Consider the following 24,877-nt stretch of genomic DNA (forward strand, 5'->3'; position numbering starts at 1 on the left):
CTCCCCCGGCTCCCCGAAGGGACAGGCCACGAACCGCTCCGCGGTCATCCCCGGCCGGCCGAGGTAGCCGCGGGCCACTCCCGTGCCCGACACGTACAGCTCGCCGACGGTCCCGGTGGGGACCGGGCGCAGGCCGGGGCCGAGCACGTAGGCCCGCACGCCGGGGAACGGGCGGCCGATGGGCACCGGTCCGTCGCCGACCGGTTCCCCCCGCGGCAGCCGGAACTCGGTGCAGTTGACCGTGAGTTCCGTCGGCCCGTAGGCGTTGACGACCTGCGCGGCGGGGTGCAGTTCGAGCCACGGGCGCAGCTGTTTGCCGGTCAGCGCCTCGCCGCCGAGGATCAGGGTGCCCCCGTCCGGCAGGACTCCGGGCAGCTCGCGCAGCATGGGCAGGTGCGAGGGCGTCGCCTTGACCAGGGTGGCCCCGGCGGTCTGGGCGGACTCGTCCAGTTCGCCCAGCCGCACGGTGCCCCCGGCGGCGAGCGGGGTGAGCAGGGTGGTGACGGTGAGGTCGAAGGCGAGCGAGGTGTGGGCCAGCGAGGTCCCGGCCGCGTCGGGGTAGCGGCCGCGTGCGCCGCCGACGTACGCGCCCAGGGCGCTGTGGTCGATCACCACGCCCTTGGGCCGGCCGGTGGAACCGGAGGTGTAGATGGCGTACGCGGCGCCGCCCGGCGCCGCGGGGCGCACCCGTTCGCCGCCGGCCGGGGCGTGCGCGCCGCGGGAGGCGAGGGCGGCCGGGTCCACGGCGAGCACCTCCGCCCCGGCCTCCCGCGCGCCGTCGGGCCGGCTGCCGGTCGGGGCCACCACGAGTGCGGGGCGGCAGTCCTCCAGCACCCTGCGGGTGCGTTCGGCCGGCCACTGCTCGTCCAGCGGCACGTAGGCGGCGCCCGACTTCAGGACGCCGAGCAGGACGGCGAGCGCCTCCGGCCGGCGCGGGGCCAGCACGCCCACGTAGACCTCGGCACCGCCGGTGCCCGCGGTGCGGTCGGCCAGCCACCGGGCGACGCCGTTCGCCTGCCGGTCCAGCTCGGCGTAGGTCAGCGTGCCGCCGGGCGACGTGACCGCGGGGGCGTCCGGTGTGCGGGCGACCTGCTCCTCGAACAGCTCGACGTAGCCGCGCGGGGCGTCCTGCGGGGCGGCGCCGGTGCCCCAGTCCTCCAGCAGCCGGGCGCGCTCCTCGCCGTCGAGCAGGTCCAGCGTGCCGGACGGGGCGGCGGGGCGGTCGGCGGCCTCGGTGAGCGCGGCGACGACCCTCCGGCCCAGGGAGCGGGCCCAGTCCTCGCCGAAGAGGTCGGGGCGGTAGTCGATGCGGACGGTCAGCTCGCTCCCGCGCATCGCCCCGACCAGGGTGACCGGGTAGTGGTTGCGGCTGTAGCCGGCCGTGCCCGACGCGCGGAAGGGCGCCTCCCGCGCGGTGATCTCCGCCGGGTAGTTCTCGAACACCATGGTGGTGTCGAAGAGTTCGGGCAGTCCGCTCCAGCGGTGCAGGGCGGTCAGCGGGACGTGCTGGTGCTCCAGCAGTTCGAGCTGCTCCTTCTCCAGCCGGCGGACCAGTTCCAGCAGCGGTTCGGCCGGGCGGAGCCGGACGCGCAGCGGGATCTTGTTGACCAGCATGCCGACCATGTCCTCGGCGCCGGGGAGTTCCGCGGGGCGGCCGGAGACGGTGATGCCGAAGGTGACGTCGTCGCGGCCGGTCTCCTGGGCGAGGACGAGCGCCCAGACGGCCTGCACGACGGAGTTGAGGGTGACTCCGGCCTCCCGGGCCCGCGTCCGCAGTCGCGCCGAGACGTCCTCGGGCAGGTTCAGCCGCACCGACTCGGGGATCTCCCCGACGCGCGGGGCGCCGGGGGCGACCAGGGTCGGCCCGTCCACGCCCTCCAGTACCCGCGTCCACGCCTCCCGGGCCGCCCGGAGGTCGCGGCCGGCGAGCCAGTCGGCGTAGGCGCGGTGGCCGGGGGCGTCCGGCAGCGGGGCGCCGCCGTAGAGCGCGAGCAGCTCGCGCAGCAGGATGGGGATGGACCAGCCGTCCACGATCGTGTGGTGGGTGGTGATCACGAACCGGTACTGCTCGGGGGCGGTGCGGGCCAGGAGGAAGCGGACGAGCGGCGGGCGGGTGAGGTCGAACCGCTCGGTGCGTTCGGCCGCGGTCAGTTCGTCGAGCCGCCGCTGCACGGCCCCGGCGTCCGCGGGCGCCTCCCCCGGGGCGCGCAGGTCGCGGGAGCGCCACGGCAGCTCCGCCGCGGCGGCCACGGTCTGCACCCACTGGCCCGACTCCCGCTGCTGGAAGCCCGTCCGCAGGCTGGTGTGGCGGGCGACCAGCGCCCCGGCCGCCGCCCGCAGGGCGTCCTCGTCGATCTCGCCGTCCAGGCGGAAGGCGAGCTGGCCGACGTAGACGTCCAGGGCGCGCCGGTCGTAGACGCTGTGGTAGAGCAGGCCCTCCTGGAGGGGGGCCACCGGCAGCACGTCCTCCAGGGCGGTGCCGCAGCGCCGTTCCAGCTCCTCGATCTCGGCCTGGCCGAGGTCGGGGACGGCCACGTCGGAGGGGGTGAGCCCGCCGGCTCCGGCGCCGGTGGCGTGGCCGACGACCGCGTGCAGCGCCAGCGACCAGGAGCGCGCGAGCCGGCGCACCTCCTCCTCGGTCAGCAGGCCGGTGGCGTAGGTCCACCGGGTGATCAGCCGCGGCCCGTCCGGGCCCTCCGCCGTGACGGCGTTCACCTCGATCTCGTGGTCGAGCGGGGTGTCCGGGTGCCGGCCCGCCGGGCCGCTGCCGAGCAGCTGCCAGCCGTCCTCGCCCCCGCCCTGCTCGGCGGCGAACCGGCCGAGGTAGTTGAAGCCGAAGCGTGCCCGGGCGCCGTGCGCAAGGCGCCGGGACGTCTCGGGGTTGAGGTGACGCAGCAGGCCGTACCCCAGTCCCTCGTCGGGGACCGCCCGCAGCTGTTCCTTGACCCGCTTGATCGCGTCGCCGACGGCCGGGCCGCGCCCGGCGAGCTCGGCGGCGGTGACCGCTCCGGCGGCCAGCCGCACCGGGTACACGCTGGTGAACCAGCCGACCGTACGGGACAGGTCGGCTCCCGGCACCAGGTCCTCCGCCCGGCCGTGGCCCTCCAGGTCCACCAGGACCGGCTCGCCCTCCTCGCCCCGCCAGTGGTTGACGGCCAGGGCGAAGGCGGTCAGCAGCAGGTCGTTCACCCCGGCGCGGAAGGCCGCCGGGGCCGGGCCCAGCAGTGCGGCGGTGACGGACTCCGGCAGCTCGCCGCTCAGGACGGCGGAGGTGGCCGCGGTGTCCCGGGTCCGGTCCAGCGGGCGGCTGCCCACCTCGGGGCCGGCGTCGGCGAGCGCGGCCGTCCAGTGGTCCAGCTGGGCGGTGACGGCCGGGTCGGCGGCCCGGTCGGCGAGCCGGGTGGCCCAGGTGCGCAGCGAGGTGCCCGTGCGGGGGAGTTCCGGGCGGCGGCCGTCCCGCAGCGCCCGCCACGCCTCGCGGAGGTCGCCGAGCAGGATGCGCCAGGAGACGCCGTCGACGGCGAGGTGGTGGATCACCAGCACGAGCCGGCCCGGCTCCCCGCCCCGGTCGAACCAGACGGCTCCGACGAGGGCCCCGGCGACGGGGTCGAGGGCCTCCCGGGCCGCGACGGCCTCGGCGGCCACCGCCTCCGCCAGCTCCTCCTCGGACATCCCGGCCGCGTCGATCCTGCGCAGGCACCGCTCCGCCGTGACCGTGCCGGCCCGCTCCACCCTCAGGTCCCACAGGCGGCCGGGTTCCGCCGCCGGGGCGGCGTGGATCCGCAGCGCGTCGTGCCGGTCCAGCAGCGCCTGGAGCGCGTCGCGCACGTCGTCGGGCCCGGCGCCCGGCGGGGAGGCGAGGACGACCGACTGGTTGTACTCGCCGACCGGCCCGCCGGCCGCCAGGGTCTCGGCGACCACGGGCAGCGGCGGCAGCGGCCCGACGGCGGCGCCGGGCTCCTCCTGCCGTCCCGCGCCGGTCCGGCGGGCCACGGCGGCCAGGCCCGCGGGGGTCCGCAGCTCGAAGACCTGCCGGACCTTGAACTCCAGGCCGGCCCGGCGGGCGCTGCCGACCAGCTGGATGGAGAGGATGCTGTCGCCGCCCCGGACGAAGAAGTCGTCGTCGATGCCGACGTTCCCGGTGCCCAGGACGTCCGCGAACAGCGCGCACAGGTCCCGCTCCAGGTCGGTGCGCGGTTGCCGGCCGGCGGGGAAGGCCGCGGGGTCGGGCGCCGGCAGCGCGGCCCGGTCCAGCTTGCCGCTGGCGTTGACGGGCAGTTCGCCGATCCGTACGAGCGCGGACGGCACCAGGTGGTCGGGCAGCCGGTCGCGCAGGCGCGCCAGCACCTCGGCGGGCCGGAGCAGGCCGGGGTCGGCGCCGTCGGCCCCCACCACGTAGCCGACCAGCCTGCGTGCTCCGGGGGTGTCCTCGCGGACGGCCACGGCGGCCTGCGCGACGCCCTCCAGCTCCCGCAGGGCGGCCTCCACCTCGCCGGGTTCGATGCGGAAGCCGCGGATCTTGACCTGCTCGTCGCCGCGTCCGGCGCAGACCAGGTTGCCGTCGTCGAGCCACCGCGCCAGGTCGCCGGTGCGGTACATCCGCTCCCCCGGCTCCCCGAACGGGCAGGCCACGAACCGCTCCGCGGTCAGGCCGTGCTGCCCCAGGTAGCCGCGGGCGACTCCGGGCCCGGCCAGGTACAGCTCGCCCAGCACACCGGGCGGGACCGGCTGCAGCCCGGCGTCGAGCACGTAGGCCCGCCACCGCGGCACCGGCCGCCCGATCGTGCCGTGCGGCAGGTCCCCCAGTTCGGTGACCACCGCGTCGACGGCGGTCTCGGTGGGGCCGTAGGTGTTCATCGCCGTCACCCGGGGGGCGGCCGCGCGCAGCCGCTCCCACAGCTCGCCGTCCATCGCCTCGCCGCCCAGGGCGATCAGCGACGGGCAGGGGGCGGTCTCCTCCAGCAGTCCGGCGTCGAGCAGGCTGCGGAAGTAGGTGGGGGTGAGGTCGACGTAGTCGATGCGGCGGTCGCGGAAGTAGGCCACCACTCCCGGCGGGTCGAGCCGCAGCTCCTCGTCGATCATGTGCAGTTCGTGTCCGGCGACCATCGCCAGCAGCGGGTCCCACGAGGCGTCGAAGGAGAAGGACGAGACGTGGGCGGCCCGGGCGGGTCCCGCTCCGTGGGGGCGGATGCGGGAGAAGGTGACCCGGCGGTGGGCCTGGAGCAGCCGCGCCAGACCGCGGTGGTCCACCACGACCCCCTTGGGCCGGCCGGTGGAGCCCGAGGTGTGGATGACGTACGCCGCGTGGCCGGGCAGGAGGGGCGCGGTGCGGTCGGCGTCGGTGACCGGGGCCGGGTCCCGCGCCTCGATGCCGGCCTCGGTGGCCGGGTCGTCCAGGACCAGCAGCGGGGCCGTGAGGCCGGCGACCGCGGCCTCGGTGCCGCGCTCGGCGAGCACGATCAGGGGGGTGGCGTCGCGTTCGACGGCGGCCAGGCGCTCGGCCGGGGAGCGCGGGTCCAGCGGCACGTAGGCGGCGCCGCTCCGCAGCACCGCCAGGACGGCCGTCGGCCACAGGGCGTTCCGGCCCAGGCAGACGGCCACCCGGGTCTCGGGGCCGGCCCCGCGGGAGATCAGCAGCCGGGCCAGCCGGGAGACCCGGGCGTCGGCCTCGGCGAACGTGAGCGCGGTGCCGCCGCCGACGACGGCCACGGCCTCCGGGGTGGCGGCGGCCTGCCGCGCGAAGGTGTCGCAGACCGGTTCCGGCTCCTCCTCGGCCCCGGCCGTCCCGTCGGCTCCGGACCGCGATGCGCCGAACTCCTCCAGCAGGCGCCGCCGTTCACCGGCGGAGAGCAGGTCGACGGAGAGCAGGCGCGCCCCGGGGGCGTCCACCGCGGCCTCGAGGAAGCGGACGAGGCGCTCGCCGATCCCGCGGACGGTGGCGGCGTCGAAGACGTCGGTGGAGTACTCGACGGTGCCGGTGATGCCGTCCGGACGGCCGCCGGGGCCGTGCTTCTCCAGGAGGTCGAAGGACAGGTCGAACTTGGCCGCCCGCCAGCCCGTGTCCAGCGGGGCGATCTCCAGCCCGTCCAGGACCGCCGTCTGCTCGGTGGCGTGCTGGAGGCTCAGGCTCACCTGGAAGAGCGGGTGGCGGGCCAGGGAGCGCTCGGGGGCGAGTGCCTCCACCAGCCGCTCGAACGGCACGTCCTGGTGGGCGTAGGCGTCCAGGGCGGTCTCGCGGGCCCTTGCGACCAGTTCGTCGAAGGTGGGGTTCCCGGAGGTGTCGGTGCGCAGTACCAGGGTGTTGACGAAGAAGCCGATGAGCCCTTCCAGCGCCTCGTCGGTGCGTCCGGCCACCGGTGTGCCCAGGGGGATGTCCGTGCCCGCGCCGAGCCGGGACAGCAGGCCGGCCAGCGCCGCCTGCACCACCATGAACGTGCTCGCGCCGTGGCGGCCGGCCAGCGCGGCGATCCGCTCGTGGGTCCGCGGCGACAGGGTGATCGGCACGGTGTCGCCGCGGTGGCCGGCGATCGGCGGGCGGGGGCGGTCGAAGGGCAGCTCGATGGCGTCCGGCAGACCGGCGAGCGCCTGCTTCCAGTACGCCGTCTGGCGGCTGAGCAGGCTCTCGGGGTCCTCCTCGGAGCCGAGCAGCTCCCGCTGCCAGAGGGTGTAGTCGGCGTACTGGACGGGGAGTTCCTCCCACTGCGGGGCGCGGCCCTCGCTGCGGGCGGCGTAGGCGGTGGTGAGGTCGCGTGCGAGCGGGGCGCGCGACCAGCCGTCGCTGGCGATGTGGTGGATCACCAGGCACAGCACGTGGTCCCGTTCGCCGAGCGCGAGGAGCCGTGCCCTCAGGGGCACTTCGCGGGCCAGGTCGAAGGCGTGGCCGGCCTCCTGGGCCAGGACGGCCGGCAGGTCGGCCTCGGTGGTCCCGGTGACGGCCAGCTCCACGGCGGCCTCGGCCGCGGGCAGGACGTGCTGCCGGGCGCCGTCGCCGGCGTCGGGGAAGACCGTGCGGAGCGTCTCGTGGCGCCGTACGACGTCGCGCAGCGCCTCGCGCAGCGCGGCGACGTCCAGCGCGCCGGTCATCCGCAGCGCCGTGGGGATGTTGTACGTGGCGCTGGGGCCGTCCATCTGGTGGAGGAACCACAGTCTCTGCTGGGCGAGGGAAAGGGGAAGCATCACGAGTTCTCCGACCGCGACATCCGTCGCAACGCGGGGCGGGCGTTAGGGCGGCTGGTCCGCAGCCGGGTTGCCAGCGCGGCGACCGTGCGGGCCTCGAACACGGCCCGTACGTCCAGCTCGTCGGCGAATTCCGACCTGATCCGGTTGACCAGCCGGGTGGCGAGCAGCGAGTGGCCGCCGAGCGCGAAGAAGTCGTCCTCGGCGCCGACCTCGGGTACGCCGAGCACTTCGGCGTAGATCCGGCACAGGGCCCGTTCGCGCTCGTCGCGCGGCGGCCGGCCGCCCCGGGAGCGGTGCGCGGGGGCGGGCAGGGCGCGCCGGTCCAGCTTTCCGTGCGGCGTGGTGGGCAGCTCGTCGAGGACCACCACGGACGAGGGCACCATGTACTCGGGCAGCGTGCGGGCCACCGTGCTCCGCAGCTCGTCCTCCTGCGGGCGGGCTCCCGCCGCCGGGACCACGTAGCCGGTCAGCCGCCGGTCCCCGGGGCGGTCCTCCCGTATGACGGCGACCGCCCGGGCGACCGACTCCGCCGCGGCCAGGGCCTGCGCCACCTCGGCGAGCTCGATCCGGAAGCCGCGCAGCTTCACCTGCTCGTCCGTTCGACCGGCGTACTCCAGTTCACCGCCCGGCAGCCGGCGGGCCAGATCACCGGTGCGGTACATCCGCTCCCCCGGCTCCCCGAACGGGCACGGCAGGAACCGCTCCGCGGTCAGGCCCGGGCGGCCGAGGTAGCCGCGGGCCACTCCCGGCCCCGCGACGTACAGCTCCCCGACCACGCCCGGGGGCACCGGGGCCAGCCCCGCGTCCAGCACCATCGCGCGGACGCCGGCGAACGGGCGGCCGATCGGCACCGGCCCCTCGGGCACGGGGCCGCCGGGGGGGATGCGGTGCTCGGCGCAGTTGACGGTGAGCTCCGTGGGGCCGTAGGCGTTGACGACCGTGGCGCGCGGGTGGGCGGCGCGCCAGTCGCGCAGGGCGCGCCCGTCGAGCGCCTCACCGCCCAGCACCAGGGTGCCGGCCTCCTCCAGCAGCCCCGGGTGCCGCTCCAGCAGCGGCAGGTGGGACGGTGTCGCCTTGACGAACGTCGCCCGGCTCCCCTCCGCCTCCCGGTCCACCTCCCCCAGCACGACGCAGCCTCCCGCGGCCAGCGGGGTGAACAGGGCGGTGCCGCTGAGGTCGAAGGTCAGCGGGGAGTGCAGCAGGGCCGTGCCCGCCGCGTCCGGGTAGCGGCGGACGGCCCCGTCCACGTAGTCGGCCAGCGCCCCGCGCTCCACGCCGACGCCCTTGGGCCGGCCGGTGGAGCCCGAGGTGTAGATGACGTAGGCGAGCGCGCGCGGGTGGGTCCGCACCGCCGGGAGGGCGGAGCCGCCGGCGGCGGTGAAGACCGGGTCCGCCAGGCCGAGCACCTCCGTGCCCGGCCCGGTGGACGGGGCGAGGGCGGCGCGGGCGGCGTCGGTGCCCCCCGGGGCCAGCAGCAGGCGCGCCCCGGCGTCGGCCGTCACCTGCCGCCGCCGCTCGGCCGGCCACGCCTCGTCCACCGGCAGGTAGGCGGCGCCGCACCTGAGCACTCCCAGCAGCGCGGCCACCACCTCCGGGCGGCGCGGGGCGGCCACCGCGACCACGTCCTCGGGCCCGATGCCCCGTCCGAGGAGCACCCGGGCCACCGCGCCCGCCCTCCGGTCCAGCTCGGCGTAGGTCAGCCGGCCGCCGTTCCACCGCAGGGCGGGGGCGTCGGGAGTGGCCGCCGCCCACTCCTCGAAGCGGGCCAGCGGGTCGTCCGCCGCCCTCCCGCTCCGGGGTCCGCGGCCGTGCTCCAGCACCCGCTGCGCCTCGCCGGGGAGGAACACGTCCACCTTCCCCACCGGGGTGGCGGGGGCGGCGAGCACCTCGTCCAGCACCCGCAGCAGCCGGTCCACCAGCCCCTGCGCGGTCGCGCGGTCGAAGAGGTCGGTGCTGTAGGTGAGCACTCCGGGCATGTCGCCGCCCTCCGGGCCGCCCGGGGCGAGCACGAAGGACAGGTCGAACTTGGCGCCGTCCCGCCGCGTGCGGACCGCCTCGGCGCGCAGCCCGGGCAGCTCGCCCACCGGTGCCGCCGCGTCGTCGAGGTTCTGCAGGGCGAGGGAGACCTGGAAGAGCGGGTGGCGGGCCAGGGAGCGCTCGGGAGCGAGCACCTCCACCAGCCGCTCGAACGGCACGTCCTGGTGGGCGTAGGCGTCCAGGGCGGTGCTGCGCACGCGGTCCAGGAGCTGTCTGAAGGTGGGGGACCCGCTCAGGTCCGTGCGCAGCACGAGGGTGTTGACGAAGAGTCCGACGACTCCCTCCACCGCCCCGTCCGTGCGCCCGGCGACCGGGGTGCCCAGGGGGATGTCCGTGCCCGCGCCCATCCGGTGCAGCAGGACCGCCAGCGCGGCCTGGAGGACCATGAAGGGCGTGGTGCCGGTGGTCCCCGCCAGCTCCCGCACCCGTGCGGCCGCCGCGGCGGGAACGGCGAAGTCCAGGTCCTCGCCGCGGTGGGAGGAGACGGCCGGGCGCGGCCGGTCGGCGGGCAGCGCGAGCTCCGGCGGCAGCGCGGCCAGCTGCCGCCGCCAGTAGTCGAGCTGCTCGCCGAGCGGGCCGCCCTCCTCGTCGGGGCCGCCGAGCACCCGGTGCTGCCACAGGGTGTGGTCGACGTAGTCGACGGGGGGCGGGGCGGGCACGGGCCGCCGGCCGTCCACGCGGGCGGCGTACGCGGCGGCCACGTCGCGCGCGATGATCCGCAGCGACCATCCGTCGGCCGCGATGTGGTGCACCACCAGGAGCAGCAGGTGGTCCTCCGGCTCCCCGCCGGCGGGCGGTTCCGCCGGGTCCCGCGGTGCCCGGGGCGTTCCGGCCCGGGTGAACAGCCGGCACCGCAGCGGGAGGCCGGCCGCCAGGTCGAAGGGCTCGGCCACCGCCTCGTCCGCCGCCCGGAGCGGATCGTCGACCGGCTCCGGGACCAGGGTGATCAGTTCGGCGGCCTGCGCGGCGTCCCGCACGACCTGGTGGGGACCCTCGGCGTCCTCGTGGAACGACGTGCGCAGGCTCCCGTGCCCGGCCACCACGTCGGCGATCGCGCCGCGCAGCGCGGCCGTGTCGAGGCGCCCGGTGAGGCGGAGTGCGAGCGGGACGTGGTAGGCGGCGCTGCCGCCCTGCAGGCGGTGGAGGAACCACAGTCGCCGCTGGGCGAACGACAGCGGGATGCGGCCGGGCCGCTCCCGGACGCGGGAGACCGGCGGCCGGGCCGTCCCGGCCCGGGTGATCCTGGCGCCCAGGGCCGCCACCGTGGGGTGCTCGAAGAGGTCCCGCACCCCCAGTTCGGCGCCGAGGGTGGTGCGCACCCTGCTGACCAGGCGGGTGGCGAGCAGCGAGTGGCCGCCCAGCGCGAAGAAGTCGTCGTCGATGCCGGCCGGGCGCACCCCGAGCACCTCGGCGAACAGGGCGAGCAGGATCGTTTCGTGCGGGCCGCGGGGAGCGCGCGCCTGCGTCGCGGCGCTCCGGTCGGGCGGGGGCGGCAGCGCGGCGCGGTCCCGCTTGCCGTTCCCCGTCAGCGGCAGCTCGTCCAGCACCACCAGGGCCGAGGGCACCATGTACGCGGGCAGCTTCAGCCGCAGGTGGTCGAGGACCGCGCCGGTGTCGGGCGCCGTGTCGCCGGGCACGACGTAGCCCACCAGGCGCGGTCCGGCGGGACCGCCGTCGTGCACGGTGGCCGCCGCCTGCCGGACGTCCGGGTGGGAGGCGAGCGCGGACTCCACCTCCCCCAGCTCGACCCGGTGGCCGCGCACCTTCACCTGGCCGTCGGCCCGGCCGACCATGTCGATCTCCCCGCCGGGGAGCCGGCGTCCGAGGTCGCCGCTGCGGTACATCCGCTCGCCCGGCGCTCCGAAGGGGTCGGCGACGTAGCGCTCGGCCGTCGTCGCCGGGCGCCTCCAGTACCCGCGGGTGACGTGGTCCCCGGCGATGTAGAGCTCGCCCACCACCCCCTCGGGCACCGGGCGGAGCCAGGGGTCGAGCACGTGGATCCGCACGCCGGGCAGCGGCCGGCCGATGGGCGGCGCCCCGTCCTCGGTGCCGTCCAGGAACCGGGCGGTCACGAACACGGTCGTCTCGGTCGGGCCGTAGAGGTTGCCGACGCGCGCCCGCGGGCAGGCGGCGCGCAGGGCCGCTGCCAGCGAGGCGGGGAAGGGCTCGCCGGCGCAGAGGAAGGTGTCGACGGCGAGCGGCGCCCCGCGTTCCAGCAGCGCCTGCAGGGCCGAGGGGACGGCGTTCAGCAGGGAGGGTTCGCCGCCGGTCCGGTCGGCGACGGCCAGCGTGTTCTCCACGATCTCGATGCGGCCGCCCACGAGCAGCGGGACGAGGGTGTCGAAGACCGACACGTCGAAGCTCTCCGAGGTGGCGGCCACGGTGCGGCGCAGCAGGTCGGCGCCGAGCCCGGTGGCGGCCCAGGACAGCAGTGCGGCCACCTGGGCGTGTTCGACCGCCACCCCCTTGGGCCGGCCGCTGGAGCCGGAGGTGTGGAGGAGGTAGGCGAGGTGGCCCGGCAGCAGCGGCGCGGTCCGCTCGGCGTCGGTCGGCGCGCCCGGGTCGTACCGGTCGAGCAGCTCCTCGGTCAGGACGATGCGCTCGACGCCGCTCCGGGCGGTCCCCGGCGGGTCCTGCGCTCCGGCGGCGGCGTGCCGGGCGGCCTCCGCGCCGGGGTCGGTGAGCAGGCAGACCGGTGCGGTCCCGCGGAGGAGGAAGTCGGCGCGCTCCCTCGGCAGCGAGGCGCTCACGGGGACGTAGCAGCCGCCCGCCTTGAGGACGCCGAGCACGGCGACGGGCAGCCACGCGTTCCGGGAGACGGTGAGGGCGACCCGGCTCTCGGGGCCGACCCCGCGGGAGATCAGCAGCCGCGCCAGCCGGTTCGCGCGGGCGTCGAGCTCGGCGTAGGTGAGCTCCCGGCCGCCGGCCAGGACGGCGGGGGCGCCGGGCGCCGCGCGCACCTGCGCCTCGAACGCCGCCACGATCGTGGTCCGGGGGCCCTGCGGGGCGGCGCCGGCGCGCCGCTCCCGCGGTTGCGGTGCCTGCCGCGGGGCGGCCACCGCGGCGGTCGGGGTGGCGGGGGCGCCGTGGACGGCGGCCAGGGCCCGTCCCAGCAGGTCCGCCGCGCGCCGTGCGGTGTCGTGGTCCACCGCGTCGGGCCGGTGGTCCAGCCGCAGGCGGAGCGCCGGTCCGGGCAGTGCGTAGAGGGAGAGGGGGAAGTGGTTCGTGGTGACCCCGGAGCCCCCCTCGACGCGCAGGCCGGCGTGGTCGCGGGAGCCGACGGCGGCGAGGTCGTCGGCGGGGTAGTTCTCGAACGCCGTGGAGGTGTCGAAGAGTTCGGCCTGTCCCGACCAGCGCTGGATGTCGGACAGCCTGACGTGCTGGTGCTCCATGAGGGCGGTCTGCTCGCGCTGGATCCGGACGACGAGGTCGCCGACCGGTTCGTCCGGCCGCATCCGCACCCGCAGCGGCACCGTGTTGATGAAGAACCCGACCATGTCCTCGGCGCCGGGCAGCTCCGGCGGCCGCCCCGACACGGTCGTCCCGAAGACGACGTCGTCGCGGCCGGTGAGGCGGCCGAGCACCGTCGCCCAGGCGGCCTGCACCGCCGAGTTCACCGTCACACCGCGGGCGCGCGCCCACGCGGTGAGCGCCCCGGTGTCCCGTTCGGTCAGCCGCGTCCACACCTGCTGCGGCGGCGGGCCGTTGCGGTCCGCGCCCGGCGCCACCAGCGTGGGTCCGGACAGTCCCGCCAGCGCCTGCCGCCAGGCGTGGGCGCTCCGTTCGGACGGGCGCCGGGCCAGCCAGTCGAGGTGGTCGCGGTGCGGGCGGACCGGCCGGAGCGCGGAGGGGTCGCCCCCGCTGCCGTACAGCGCGACCAGTTCCCTCATCAGGATGGGCATCGACCAGCCGTCGAGGATGATGTGGTGGTAGGTCACCGCCAGCCGGTGGCGGTCCTCCCCGGTCCTGGCGAGCAGGAAGCGCAGCAGGGGCGGCCGGCCGAGGTCGAACCCGGTCCGGTGGTGCTCGTCCAGGAGCGCCTCCAGGTGCTTGTCCGCCTCGGCCGGGCTCCCGGCGGACCGCAGGTCCAGCTCCTCCCAGGGCACCGCGGGACGGGACGCGACCAGCTGGAACCACTCCCCCGAGCGCCGCTGCCGGAAGGCCGAGCGCAACGCCGGGTGCCGTCCCACCAGCGCCCGGGCGGCCCGTCTCAGCCGGCCGGCGTCCAGGTCGCCGCGGAGGGCGAGGACCAGTCGGCTGACGTAGGCGTCGGGGACGTCCTCGTCGAAGACCGCGTGGAAGAGCAGCCCCTCCTGGAGCGGGGTGACCGGAAGGACCTCTTCGACCATGCGCTGCGGGCCGCTCACTGCATCTCCTCCCAGTCCGCGCCGAGCTCTTCCTCCAGCTCGGCGAGTTCCTCGGCGCTGACGGGCCGCGGTCCGGCGACGGGGTCCGGCCGGCCGTCGGCCGCGGTCTGCTCCGGCTCCCTGCCGTCCAGGGCCGCCGCCAGCGCGGCCACGGTGTGGTGCTCGAAGACGTCGCGGGTGGTCAGCGGCAGCCCCTGTTCGCGTGCGCGGCTGACGAGGCGGACGGACAGGATGCTGTCGCCGCCCAGGCTGAAGAAGCTGTCCTCGGTGCCCACCCGGTTCAGGCCCAGCAGGTCGGCGAAGAGCCGGCACAGCAGCTCCTCCCGGGGCGTGCGCGGCGGCCGGCCGCCGGCCGCGCCCGCCGTGTCGGGGTCGGGCAGCGCGGCCCGGTCCACCTTCCCGTTGGCGGTCAGCGGGAGGGCGCCGAGGACGACGACGGCCGAGGGCACCATGTAGTCCGGGAGCCGTCCGGCCAGGTACGCGCGCAGCCCGGCGGCCAGCTCCCGGTTGCGCAGCGCGGCGGACGGGTCGTTGGCCTGCGGCCGGTCCGCATCCGGCTCGTACGGCCACAGCTCGGCCGGCGGTGCCACCTCCGCGGCGCCGCCCCCGTCCGCCGGGGCCAGCACCAGGTCCACGGTGTCCGGCGGTCCCTCGGCCGACCAGCACACCCACGCGGTGCGGCCGGCCGCCGCCGCCACGTCGTACAGGTCCTCCGGGTCCACTCCGCCGGCGGGGCCGTCCAGCAGCCGCCGCGCCGCGGCGAGCGGCCGCCCGTCCTCCAGTGCGGCGAGGGCGGCCGTCTCGCGCCGCACCCGGGCGTTGGGGATCGCGGTGACGCGCAGCGCGCCGCGGTGCGCCGCGCAGACCTCGGCCAGCCGCGCGCGGTCGCCGACCTCCTCCGCCCAGCGCATCCCGGCGGCCGGAGCCGGAGCGGCGGCCCCGGCCTCCGGCTTGACCAGCAGGACGTCGTAGCGGTAGCGCGTCAGCTCGTTGAGCGGCCTCCCCCGCCGGACCCGCACGTCCAGGACGAGGGGTTCGCCGGTCTCCCGGCGCAGCCGCGCGAAGTAGCCCGGGTCCACCGCGAGTTCCTTCTCCGCGGCCGTCCTGCGGTCGGCGGCCGCCAGCACCGTGCCCGGGGCGTCGCCCGCGGCGGCGTCGCCGATCTCCACCGAGGCGCGGAAGGCCCGCAGCAGCGCCAGGCTGCGCACGTCGCCGACGAAGAGCCGTCCGCCGGGCTCCAGCAGGTCGAGCGCGCCGCGCAGCACCCGGGAGAGGTAGTCGGCGCCGGGGAAGTACTGGATGACGGAGTTGAGCACGATGGTGTCGTAGGAACCCCTGCGCAGACCGGTGAAGTCGTGCGCCGGGCGGACGTGCAGCTCCACCTTCTCCTTCAGCGCGGGCTCGGCCGCGACCTGCTCGCGCAGGGTCTCGATCACCCGCGCGGACAGGTCGGTTCCGTGGTAGGCGGTGCAGTCCGGTGCCAGCTCCGACAGCAGCAGTCCGGTGCCCACCCCGATCTCCAGCAGCCGCGCGGGCCGCAGCGCCCGGATGCGGTCCACCGTGGCCGCCCGCCACTGGAGCATCTCCTCCAGCGGGATGGGCCGCCCGTCGTGGCTGCTCCGCCAGATCCCGAAGTCCCGGCCCAGGGGGGCCGGCCCGGAGCTGCCGTAGAGGGTGTCGTAGGTCTCCCGCCACTCGTCGAGCCGGGCCCGCTCCCGGCTCCCGTCGTGGCCGGTCCGGCCGGGCTCGGCGACCACGTAGGCCACCAGCTGCCGGGGTGGGCCGGCGGTGCCGCCGTCGTCCGGTGCGGGGGCCGGGCCGGACGCGCCGCGGGCGACCACGACCGCCCCGGAGACGTCCGGGTGCGCGCCGAGAGCCGTCTCGATCTCGCCCAGCTCGATGCGGAAGCCCCGGACCTTGACCTGGTGGTCGGTGCGTCCGAGGAACTCCAGCTCCCCGTCCGCACGCCGGCGGATCAGGTCGCCCGTGCGGTACATGCGGCTGCCGGGCGCGCCGAAGGGGTCGGCGGTGAAGCGCTCGGCGGTCAGGGCGCCGCGGCCCAGGTAGCCGCGGGCCACGCCGGCGCCGGCCAGGTAGAGCTCGCCGGGGACGCCGGCGGGGACCGGGTCGAGCCACTCGTCCAGCACGTAGGCGCGGGTGTTGCGCAGCGCCCGGCCGATGGGCGGTGCGCTCCCGGTGGCCCGGTCGAGGTGGGCGGCGGTGGACCAGATGGTGGTCTCGGTGGGCCCGTAGACGTTGACCAGCTCGCCGCCCAGGCCGTGCAGGCGGGAGGCCAGGGACGCGGGGAGCGCTTCGCCGCCCACCAGTTTGCGCAGCCCGCGCAGGGCGTCGGGCGCGGTCTCGGCCAGCAGCTGCCAGGTGGTCGGGGTGGCCTGGAGGATGGTGGCGCCGCTCCCGGTGAGCAGGGCCGCCAGTGCCTCCGGGTCCCGCGCGGTGCCGCGGTCGGCCAGGACCAGTTCGGCGCCGCCGGCCAGGGGCAGGAACAGCTCCAGGGCGGCGATGTCGAAGCTGACCGTGGTGACGGCCACCAGCCGGTCCCCGGCGGTGAGGCGCAGCCGCTCCCGCATGTCGGCCAGCAGGTTGGCGAGGTTGCCCCGGCTGACGACCACGCCCTTGGGCCGTCCCGTGGAGCCCGAGGTGTGCAGTACGTACGCGGCCTGGTCCGGCAGCGGCGCGGGCGCCTCGGGCAGGGGCCCGGCACCCCGTGCGGCGTCGGCCGCCAGGAGGGTGGCGGCACCGCAGGCGGCCGCGGCACCGGTGATCGCGGGGCGGCAGTCCGCCGTGGTGAGCAGCGCCACCGGGCGGGTGTCGGACAGGATCGCGGCGATGCGCTCGTCCGGGTACTCCGGGTCCAGCGGCACGTAGGCGGCGCCGGCCCGCAGGACTCCGAGCAGGCAGGCCACCAGGTCGGCGGTGCGCGGCAGGCACACCGCGACCCGCCGTTCGGGGCCGGCGCCCTGCCCGGCCAGCGCCGCCGCCACCCGGTCGGCCCGCTCGCCGAGCTCGGCGTACGTGAGGCTCTCCCCGGCGCAGCGGACCGCCACCGCCTCCGGCGTCGCGGTGGCGCGGGCGCGGAAGAGGTCGGCCACGTCCTCGGCCGGGCCCGCGGCGGTGCCGTCCCACTCGGCCGCCAGCATGCCGCGTTCGGCCCCGCTCAGCACCGGGATCCGGCTGAGCCGCGTCGTGGGCTCCTCGGCGACCGCCAGGAGCAGGTCCCGGTAGCGCTCGGCCAGCCGTGCGACGGTTCCGGCGTCGAAGAGGTCGGTGGCGTACTCGACGGCGCCCTCGATGGCGGTCGCGCCGCCGGCCGGGTCCCGGGACTCCACCAGGTTCACGAAGAGGTCGTACTTGGCCGACACCTGGGCGGGGCGTTCCACGGTGACCTCCAGACCCGGCATGACGGCCTCGCCGAGCTCGTTGTTCTGGAGGGCCAGCAGCACCTGGAAGACGGGGTGCCGGGAGAGGGAGCGGGTGGGGTTGAGCGCCTCCACCAGCTGCTCGAACGGTATGTCCTGGTGGGCGAAGGCGGACAGGTCCGTCTCCCTCACCCGGTCCAGCAGCTCCTCGAACGTGGGGTCGCCGCCTAGGTCGGTGCGGAGCGCCAGGGTGTTGACGAAGAAGCCGACGAGGTCGTCGACCGCCTCGTCCCCGCGGCCGGCGACCGGGGTGCCCAGGACGATGTCCCGGCCGGCTCCCAGCTTGGCGAACAGCGCCGCCAGGCCCGCCTGCAGGACCATGAACAAGGTCGCCTGCCGGGAGTGCGCCAGCGCGCGCAGCCGGTCCCGCAGCCGTGGCGGCAGGGTGAAGCGGTGGGTCGCGCCGCGGTGGCTCTCCACCGCGGGGCGCGGCCGGTCGGTGGGCAGTTCGATCTGCTCCGGCGCCCCCGCCAGGGCGTCGCGCCAGAAGGCGAGCTGGCGTGCGAAGAGGCTGTCGGGGTCGTCCGCCTCGCCGAGCAGCCGCTCCTTCCACAGGGTGAAGTCGGCGTACTGCACCGGCAGCGGCCGCCACCGCGGGGCGCGGCCCTCCAGGCGTGCGGCGTAGGCGGTGCTCAGGTCGCGGGCGAGCGGGGCGAGCGACCAGCCGTCGCCGGCGATGTGGTGCAGGACCAGGGAGAGCACGTGGTCGGTGGGGCCGGTGCGCAGCAGCACCGCCCGCAGCGGGAGGTCCTCGGTCAGCGTGAACGCGTACCGGCAGGCCTCGGCGAGGGCCGCGGGCAGCTCCTCCTCGGTGACGTCCACGACGGCCGGTCCGGGCGCGGCCTCCTCGGGGGCGACCACGTGCTGGTGGGGGACGCCGTTCTCGGCCGGGAAGACCGTGCGCAGCGCCTCGTGCCGGGCCACCACGTCCGCCAGCGCGGCGCGCAGGGCGCCGATGTCCAGGGGACCGCGCAGCCGCAGGGCGAGCGGGATGTTGTACGTCGCGCCGGGCCCCTCCAGCTCCCCGAGGAACCACAGCCGCCGCTGGGCGGAGGAGAGCGGGACGCGGTGCGGCCGCCGCTGCGGCACCAGGCGGGGCCGTCCGGCTCCGGCGGTGTCCAGCCGCCGGGCCAGCGCGGCGGGCGTGGGCGCCTCGAAGAGCGTGCGGATGCCGATCTCCACCCCCAGCGCCGACCGGATCCGGCTGATGAGCCGCACGGCCGACAGGGAGTGGCCGCCCAGGGCGAAGAAGTCGGCGTCCCGGCTGACCTCCTCGACGCGGAGGACGTCGGCGAAGGCCGCGCAGAGCGCCTCCTCGCGCGGTCCGGCCGGAGCGCCGCCGGTGGCCAGTGCCGCCCGGTCCGGGGCGGGCAGCGCCCCGCGGTCCAGCTTGCCGTTGGGGGTCAGCGGCAGGGCGGGCAGCAGCACCACGGCGGCGGGGACCATGTAGCCGGGCAGGGCGCCGGCCAGGTGGGCGCGCACCTCGTGCGGGTCGGGGTCGGCGTCCCCGTCCGGCACCGCGTAGCAGACCAGGTACCGGTCGTCCGGTCCGTCCCCGTGCACGGCCGCGGCCGCCTGGCCGATGTCCGGGTGGCGCCGTGCGGCGGCCTCGACCTCCCCCGGCTCGATGCGGTAGCCGCGCAGCTTGACCTGGGCGTCGGACCGGCCGACGTAGTGCAGGCCGCCGTCCGGGGCGCGCCTGACCAGGTCGCCGGTCCGGTACATCCGCCCGCCGGCGCCGGACGGGTCGGCGACGAAGCGGGCGGCCGTCAGGCCGGGGCGCTGCCGGTATCCGCGGGCCAGGCCGGGGCCGGCGACGTACAGCTCGCCGACGACGCCCGACGGCACGGGGCGCAGCCGCTCGTCGAGCACGTGGGCGCGCAGGTCGTCCAGGGGGGAGCCGATGGGGCTGCCGCCGCGCTCCAGGGCGGCGTCGTCCAGCTCCAGGTGGGTGACGTGCACGGTGGTCTCGGTGATCCCGTACATGTTGACCAGGCGGACCGGGCGGCCCCGCCAGGGGGCGAGCTGGGCGGTGTCCAGCGCCTCGCCGCCGAAGACGACGTACCTCAGCGCGGCGGTGGCCTCCGCGGGGACGCCCCGCTCGGTCTCGGCCCGCAGGAGCTGGAGGAAGGCCGAGGGCGTCTGGCTGAGCACCGTGACGCGCTCGCGGCCCAGCAGTTCCAGGAGGTCCCCGGGGGACCTGGCCACGTCGTGCGGGACGACCACCAGCCGGCCGCCGTGCGCCAGGGCTCCCCACATCTCCCACACCGAGAAGTCGAAGGCGCTGGAGTGGAAGAGCGTCCACACGTCGTCCCGCCCGAAGTCCACGGCCGAGCGGCAGGCGTCCAGCAGCCGCGAGACGTTGGCGTGGCTGACGACCACGCCCTTGGGCCGCCCGGTCGATCCCGAGGTGTAGATGGTGTAGGCGGGGTGGTCGGGGAGCAGGGGCGACCGGCGGTCGGCGTCGGTGACCGGCGCCGCCGGCAGCCCGGCCGCCGCGGCGCGGGTCCGGGGCGAGTCGAGCAGCAGCCACGGCACCTCGCCGGCCGCCTCGCCCACCGTGCCGTGCAGGGCCGCCCGGACCGCGGTCGTGGAGAGCACCGCGGCCGGCCGGCAGTCGCCGAGGATGTAGGAGGTGCGCTCGGCCGGGTAGTCGGGGTCCACCGCGAGGTAGGCGGCGCCCGACTTCAGCACGGCGAGCACGGCCACCACCAGGTCCGCCGAGCGGGGCACGGCCAGGGCGACGAAGTCCTCCGGCCCCACGCCGAGTTCCAGCAGTGCGCGGGCCAGGCGGTTGGAGCGGGCGTCCAGTTCGGCGTAGTCCACGGTCGTCCCGCCGTCGGTGAGGGCGGGGGCGGAGGGGGTCCGCTCGGCCCAGGCGGCGAACAGCGCGGGCAGGTCCGCGACGGTGGTTCCGGCCCGCGCCCGCCGGGCGGCGGCATCCTCCTCGGCCAGCCGCCGGCGCTCCTCGCCGGTGGTGACGTCGAGCCGGCCCAGCCGCAGGCCGGGCTCGCGCGTCACCGTGCGCAGCAGCGCCACGAACCGCTCCACCAGGGCCTGCGCGGTCGCGCGGTCGAACAGGTCGGGGCGGTACTGCAGGGTCCCGTCGAGTCCCGTCCCGCCCGCGGGCGGGACGGAGCCGGTCTCGGCGAAGGTCAGGTCGAGGTCGGTGTGGGCGGTGCCCTCGGCGGTCGGCAGCAGCTCCGCGCGCACCCCCGGCAGGTCCAGGAGGTGGTCCAGCGCTCCCCGGGCCGCGTTGTCGAAGGTGAGCATCGTCTGCACGAGCGGGTGCCTGCTGGGCGAGCGGGCGGGGTTGACCGCCTCCACCAGCCGTTCGAAGGGCACGTCCTGGTGGGTGTACGCCCTCAGGTCGGTCTCGCGCACCCGGTCCAGCAGTTCCCCGAACGTCGGGTCGCCCGAGGTGTCCGTGCGCAGGACCAGGGTGTTGACCAGGAAGCCGACGAGGTCGGCGGTCTCGGGCCGGTCGCGGCCCGCCGACGGGGTGCCCACGGGGATGTCGGTGCCGGCGCCGAGCCGGGTCAGCAGGGCGGCCAGGGCGGCGTGGAGCACCATGAACGGGGTGGCCCGGTGGCGGGCCGCCAGTGCCAGCACGTCCCGGTGCAGTCCGGCGTCGATCCGGAAGCCGATCCGCTCGGCGTACCCCGGGGGTGTCGTGGGCCGCGGCCGGTCGTAGGGGAGCGGGAGCTCGTCGGGCAGTCCGCGCAGCTCCTCGGCCCAGTGGGCGAGCCGGCGGTCCGCCGGGTCGCCGGCGTCCCCACCGTGCTCCGGCGCGCGGTGCCGCCGGAGCACGTGGTCGGTGTGGCTCGGCGCCGGCGCCGGCCACCGGGGCGCGTCACCGGCCGCGCGGGCGCGGTAGGCGGCGGCCAGGTCCCGGGCCAGCGGCCCCATCGACCAGCCGTCGGCGGCGATGTGGTGGATCACCAGGAGCAGGACGTGCTCGCGGTCCGGGAGCGCGAACAGGGTGTGCCGCAGCGGGGTGTCCTCGGCCAGGTCGAAGGGCCGGCGGACGGCTTCGCGCACCAGCGCGTCGAGCTCCCGAGCGGAGGCGGGGACGGTGGCCGGCGCCGGCGGGGGCCCCGCGGGCAGGACGACCTGGTACGGCCCCTCCTCGTCCTCGCGGAAGACCGTCCGCAGGCTCTCGTGCCGGGCGGCCAGGTCGCCCAGTGCCGCGTGCAGGGCGCCGGCGTCGAGGTCGCCGGTCAGGCGCAGCGCGACGCTGATGTGGTAGCCGCCGGCCTCCCTGTCGTAGCGGTTGAGGAACCACAGCCTGCGCTGGGCGGGGGACAGGGGCAGGCGCCCGGGCCCGGCCCCGGCGCCGCCCCGCTCCCCGGCCGGGGGCTGCCCGCCCGGCGCGGGCTCCGCCGGCCGCGACGGGGCCCCGGGGACCTCGCCGTCCGCCAGCTGTGCGGCGATCTGCGGGTCGGCCAGGAGGTCCGCGACGGTGCGGCGGTCGAAGATCGTGCGGATGTCCAGCCGCAGGCCGAGCTCGGCCCGGATGCGGCCCGCGAGCCGGACGGCCAGCAGCGAGTGGCCGCCCAGGGCGAAGAAGTCGTCGCCCACGGTGGTCCCGGGCACTCCCAGGACCTCCGCGAACAGGGCGCACAGGGCGGTCTCGGCGGCGGTGCGCGGCGCCCGCCCGGCGGACCTGGTGCCGTACTCGGGGGCGGGCAGCGCCCTGCGGTCGAGCTTGCCGTTCTCGGTGCGCGGCAGCTCCGCCAGGACCACGACCGCGGCCGGGACCATGTACTCCGGCAGCTGTGCGGCGAGGTCGCGCAGCACGGCGGCGGTGTCGAAGTCCGCCTCCGGCCCTCCCTCGGGCACCACGTAGCCCGTCAGCCTCCTGTCCCCCGGTTCGTCCTCGCGCACGACGACGGTGGCGCGGGCGACGTCGGCGCGGGCGGCGAGGGCGGCCTCCACCTCTCCCAGCTCCACCCGGAAGCCGCGCACCTTGACCTGGTCGTCGGTGCGGCCCAGGCACTCCATGATCCCGTCGGGCCGCCAGCGGCCCAGGTCCCCGGTGCGGTACATCCGGGCGCCCGGGGCGTCGAACGGGCAGGGCAGGAAGCGCTCGGCGGTCAGGCCCGGCCTGCCGTGGTAGCCGCGGGCCACGCCGACACCGGAGACGTAGATCTCGCCGACGACGCCGACCGGCACGGGCTGGAGCAGGTGGTCGAGCACGAACATGTGGTTGCCGGGCAGCGGCCGGCCGATCGGCAGCAGGCCGGCCGGCACCTCGTCACCGGGCTCGAAGACCAGGTCGGAGCAGTTCACGCTGGTCTCCGAGGGCCCGTAGTCGTTGAAGACCCTGGCCTGCGGGTGGCGTGCGCGCCAGCGCTCCAGCATCTCGCCGGTGAGCGGCTCGCCGCCGAGCACGAGCGTGCCGGGGCGCTCCCCGGTGGCGTCGAGGACGCCGGGCAGCTCGTCCAGGAGCGCGACGTGGGAGGGCGTGCCCTTCACGAAGGTGACGCCGGCGCCCTGGGCGTGTTCGTCGAGCTCCGCCAGCAGCAGGGTCCCGCCGGAGACGAGCGTGGTGAACAGGGCCGTCACCGTGAGGTCGAACGCCACCGGGGAGTGCAGCAGCGACACCCCGGCGGCGTCCGGGTAGCGGTCGCGGGACCGGACGGCGTGCGCGGCCAGCGAACCGCGGCTGATGGCCACGCCCTTGGGGCGGCCGGTGGAGCCCGAGGTGTAGAGGACGTAGGCGAGGGTGTCGGCCCCGACCGGGCGCGGACGCTCCCGGTCGGTCACCGGCCCCTGCGGGGCGCGGGCCAGTTCGTCCGCGGGTCCGGGCAGGTCGACGCAGAGGATCTGCCGCCCCGGCGCCTCGGGCACCAGGTGGGCGTGGGCGGAGGTGGTCAGGACGAGGGCGGGGGCGCCGTCGGAGAGGAGCAGCCCGATCCGCTCGGCCGGGTAGTCCACGTCCACCGGCAGGTACGCCGCGCCGGCCTTGAGCGCCCCCCACAGGCCGGTGAGCAGGTCGGCGCCGCGCGGGAAGACCAGGCCGACCAGGTCCTCGGCCCCGATCCCGCGGGCGGTGAGGAAGCGCGCCATGCGGTTGGCGCGCGCGTCGAACTCGGCGTAGGTCAGGCGGAGTCCGCCGTCGCCGCCCTCGACCAGCGCGAGGGCGTCCGGGGTGCGGGCGGCCTGCTCCTCGAAGAGGGCGACGGGGCACTCCCGCCCGCTCGCCGCCTCGCCGCGCGCCCAGTCGCCCAGCAGCGTGGCGCGTTCGTGCGGGAGCAGGACGCCCAGCCGGCCCGCCGGGGTGGCGCCGGACGCCGCCATGGTGTCGAGCACCTGCTCGAACCGCGCCGCCAGTTCCTCCACCCACTCCGGTGCGAACAGGTCGGGGCGGTAGGTGAAGCGGAGCTGGAGGCCGGGGGCGGGGCCGACGGTGACGCTGAGCGGGTAGTGGTTGCTGTCGTGGCCGCGCGCGTCGTGCAGCCGGGGCCCGTCGCCGCCGGCCTCGCCGGCGGTGAGGCCGGCGGCGGGGTCCAGCGGGTAGTTCTCGAAGACGAGCGTGGTGTCGAAGAGGTCGCCTCCTCCCGCCCAGCGCTGCACCTGCGCCAGGGGGACGAACTGGTGGTCCAGCAGGCCGGCCTGCTCCCGCTGCACGCGCCGGACGAGGGCCTCCAGCGGCTCGCCGGGGTCCAGGGAGACGCGCACCGGCACGGTGTTCATCAGCAGGCCGACGATCTCCGCGGCGCCGGGCAGGTCGGTGGGCCGGCCGGAGGCCGCGATGCCGAAGCTCACGTCGTCCCGACCGGTGAGCCGGCCCAGGAGGAGCGCCCACGCCGCCTCGACCGCCGAGTTGAGGGTGACGCCGTGCCGCCGGGCCCAGGCGGTGAGGCGGGAGACGACCTGCGGGTCCATGGTGCGGTAGTGCGGGAGCGGCGCCGCGCCGTCGCGGCGGGCGTTCGGGGCGATCAGCGAGGGCTGGAGCCCGGCGAGCGCCCGTGTCCACGCCTCCCGGGCCGCGCCGCGGTCCTGCCCGTCGAGCCAGGCGAGGTAGTCGCGGTACGGCCGCGCGGCCGGCGGGGCCGCGCCGCCGTCCGCCCCGTACAGCGCCATGAGGTCGCGCACCACCAGCGGCAGCGACCAGCCGTCGAGCACCAGGTGGTGGTTGGTCAGGGCGAGGACGTGCCGGTCCGCCGCGGTCCGCACGAGCAGGAAGCGCACGAGCGGCGGCCTGGAGAGGTCGAACCGGCGGGTGCGCTGGCCGGCCAGCAGCCCCTCCAGCCTCCGCTGCCGCTCCTCCCCGCCCAGTCCGGACAGGTCGTGCTCCTCCCAGCCGACCGGCGCCCGTGCGGCGATCGCCTGGATCCACTCGCCGGAGCGGCGCTGGAGGAAGGCCGCGCGCAGCGCGTCGTGCCGGTCGAGGACGCCCTGGGCGGCGTCCCGCAGGCGGGCGCCCGACAGCTCCCCGTGGAGCTCCAGCGCCAGCTGGCCGACGTAGACGTCCTCCGCCTCGTCGTCGAAGGTGCTGTGGAAGAGCAGCCCCTCCTGGGCGGGCGCGAGTCCGAGCAGGTCGGCGACCTCGAAGCCGGCCGCCGCCTCGCACTCCTCGATCTCGTCCTGGTCCAGGCCGCCGGCGCCGGTCTCCGAGGGGATCAGGCCGCCGCCCCCGGCGGTGCCGGCCAGGGCGACGAGTTCGCGCAGGGCCTTCTCCCACTCCCGCGCCAGCTCGTCCTGCCGCGCCCGGGACAGGCAGCGGGCGGAGGCGTTCCAGCGCGCCGCCAGGACCGGTCCTCCGGGGCCGTCCTCCAGGGCGACGGTCAGCTCCACCTCGTGCGCCAGCGGCAGCTCGGGCGGCTGCGGGGCGACGCTGTGGCCCGCGAA

The 24,877-nt window shown here is 77.0% G+C and carries 3 protein-coding genes (1 of these 3 cut by a window edge); all 3 read right to left on the reverse strand.

All coding sequences use genetic code 11. From position 1 onward, the window contains the following. On the reverse strand, nucleotides 1-7,176 hold a 7,176-nt coding region (locus ACFSJS_RS21525; protein WP_380903142.1), incomplete at its 3' end, for an amino acid adenylation domain-containing protein. After that, nucleotides 7,176-13,583, reverse strand: a complete 6,408-nt coding sequence (locus tag ACFSJS_RS21530; protein WP_380902900.1) for an amino acid adenylation domain-containing protein — start codon at nucleotides 13,581-13,583, stop codon at nucleotides 7,176-7,178. The genes ACFSJS_RS21525 and ACFSJS_RS21530, both read right to left, overlap by 1 nt. After that, nucleotides 13,580-24,877: the 3' portion of an amino acid adenylation domain-containing protein gene (locus tag ACFSJS_RS21535; protein WP_380902902.1), read on the reverse strand. It continues 7,545 nt past the right edge of the window; the window shows 11,298 of its 18,843 coding nt (coding positions 7,546-18,843); its start codon lies off the right edge, out of view — the gene reads right to left on this strand; its stop codon occupies nucleotides 13,580-13,582. The genes ACFSJS_RS21530 and ACFSJS_RS21535 overlap by 4 nt, the downstream gene beginning before the upstream one ends.

The organism is Streptomyces desertarenae (assembly GCF_042681365.1).
Taxonomy (GTDB): domain Bacteria; phylum Actinomycetota; class Actinomycetes; order Streptomycetales; family Streptomycetaceae; genus Streptomyces; species Streptomyces desertarenae.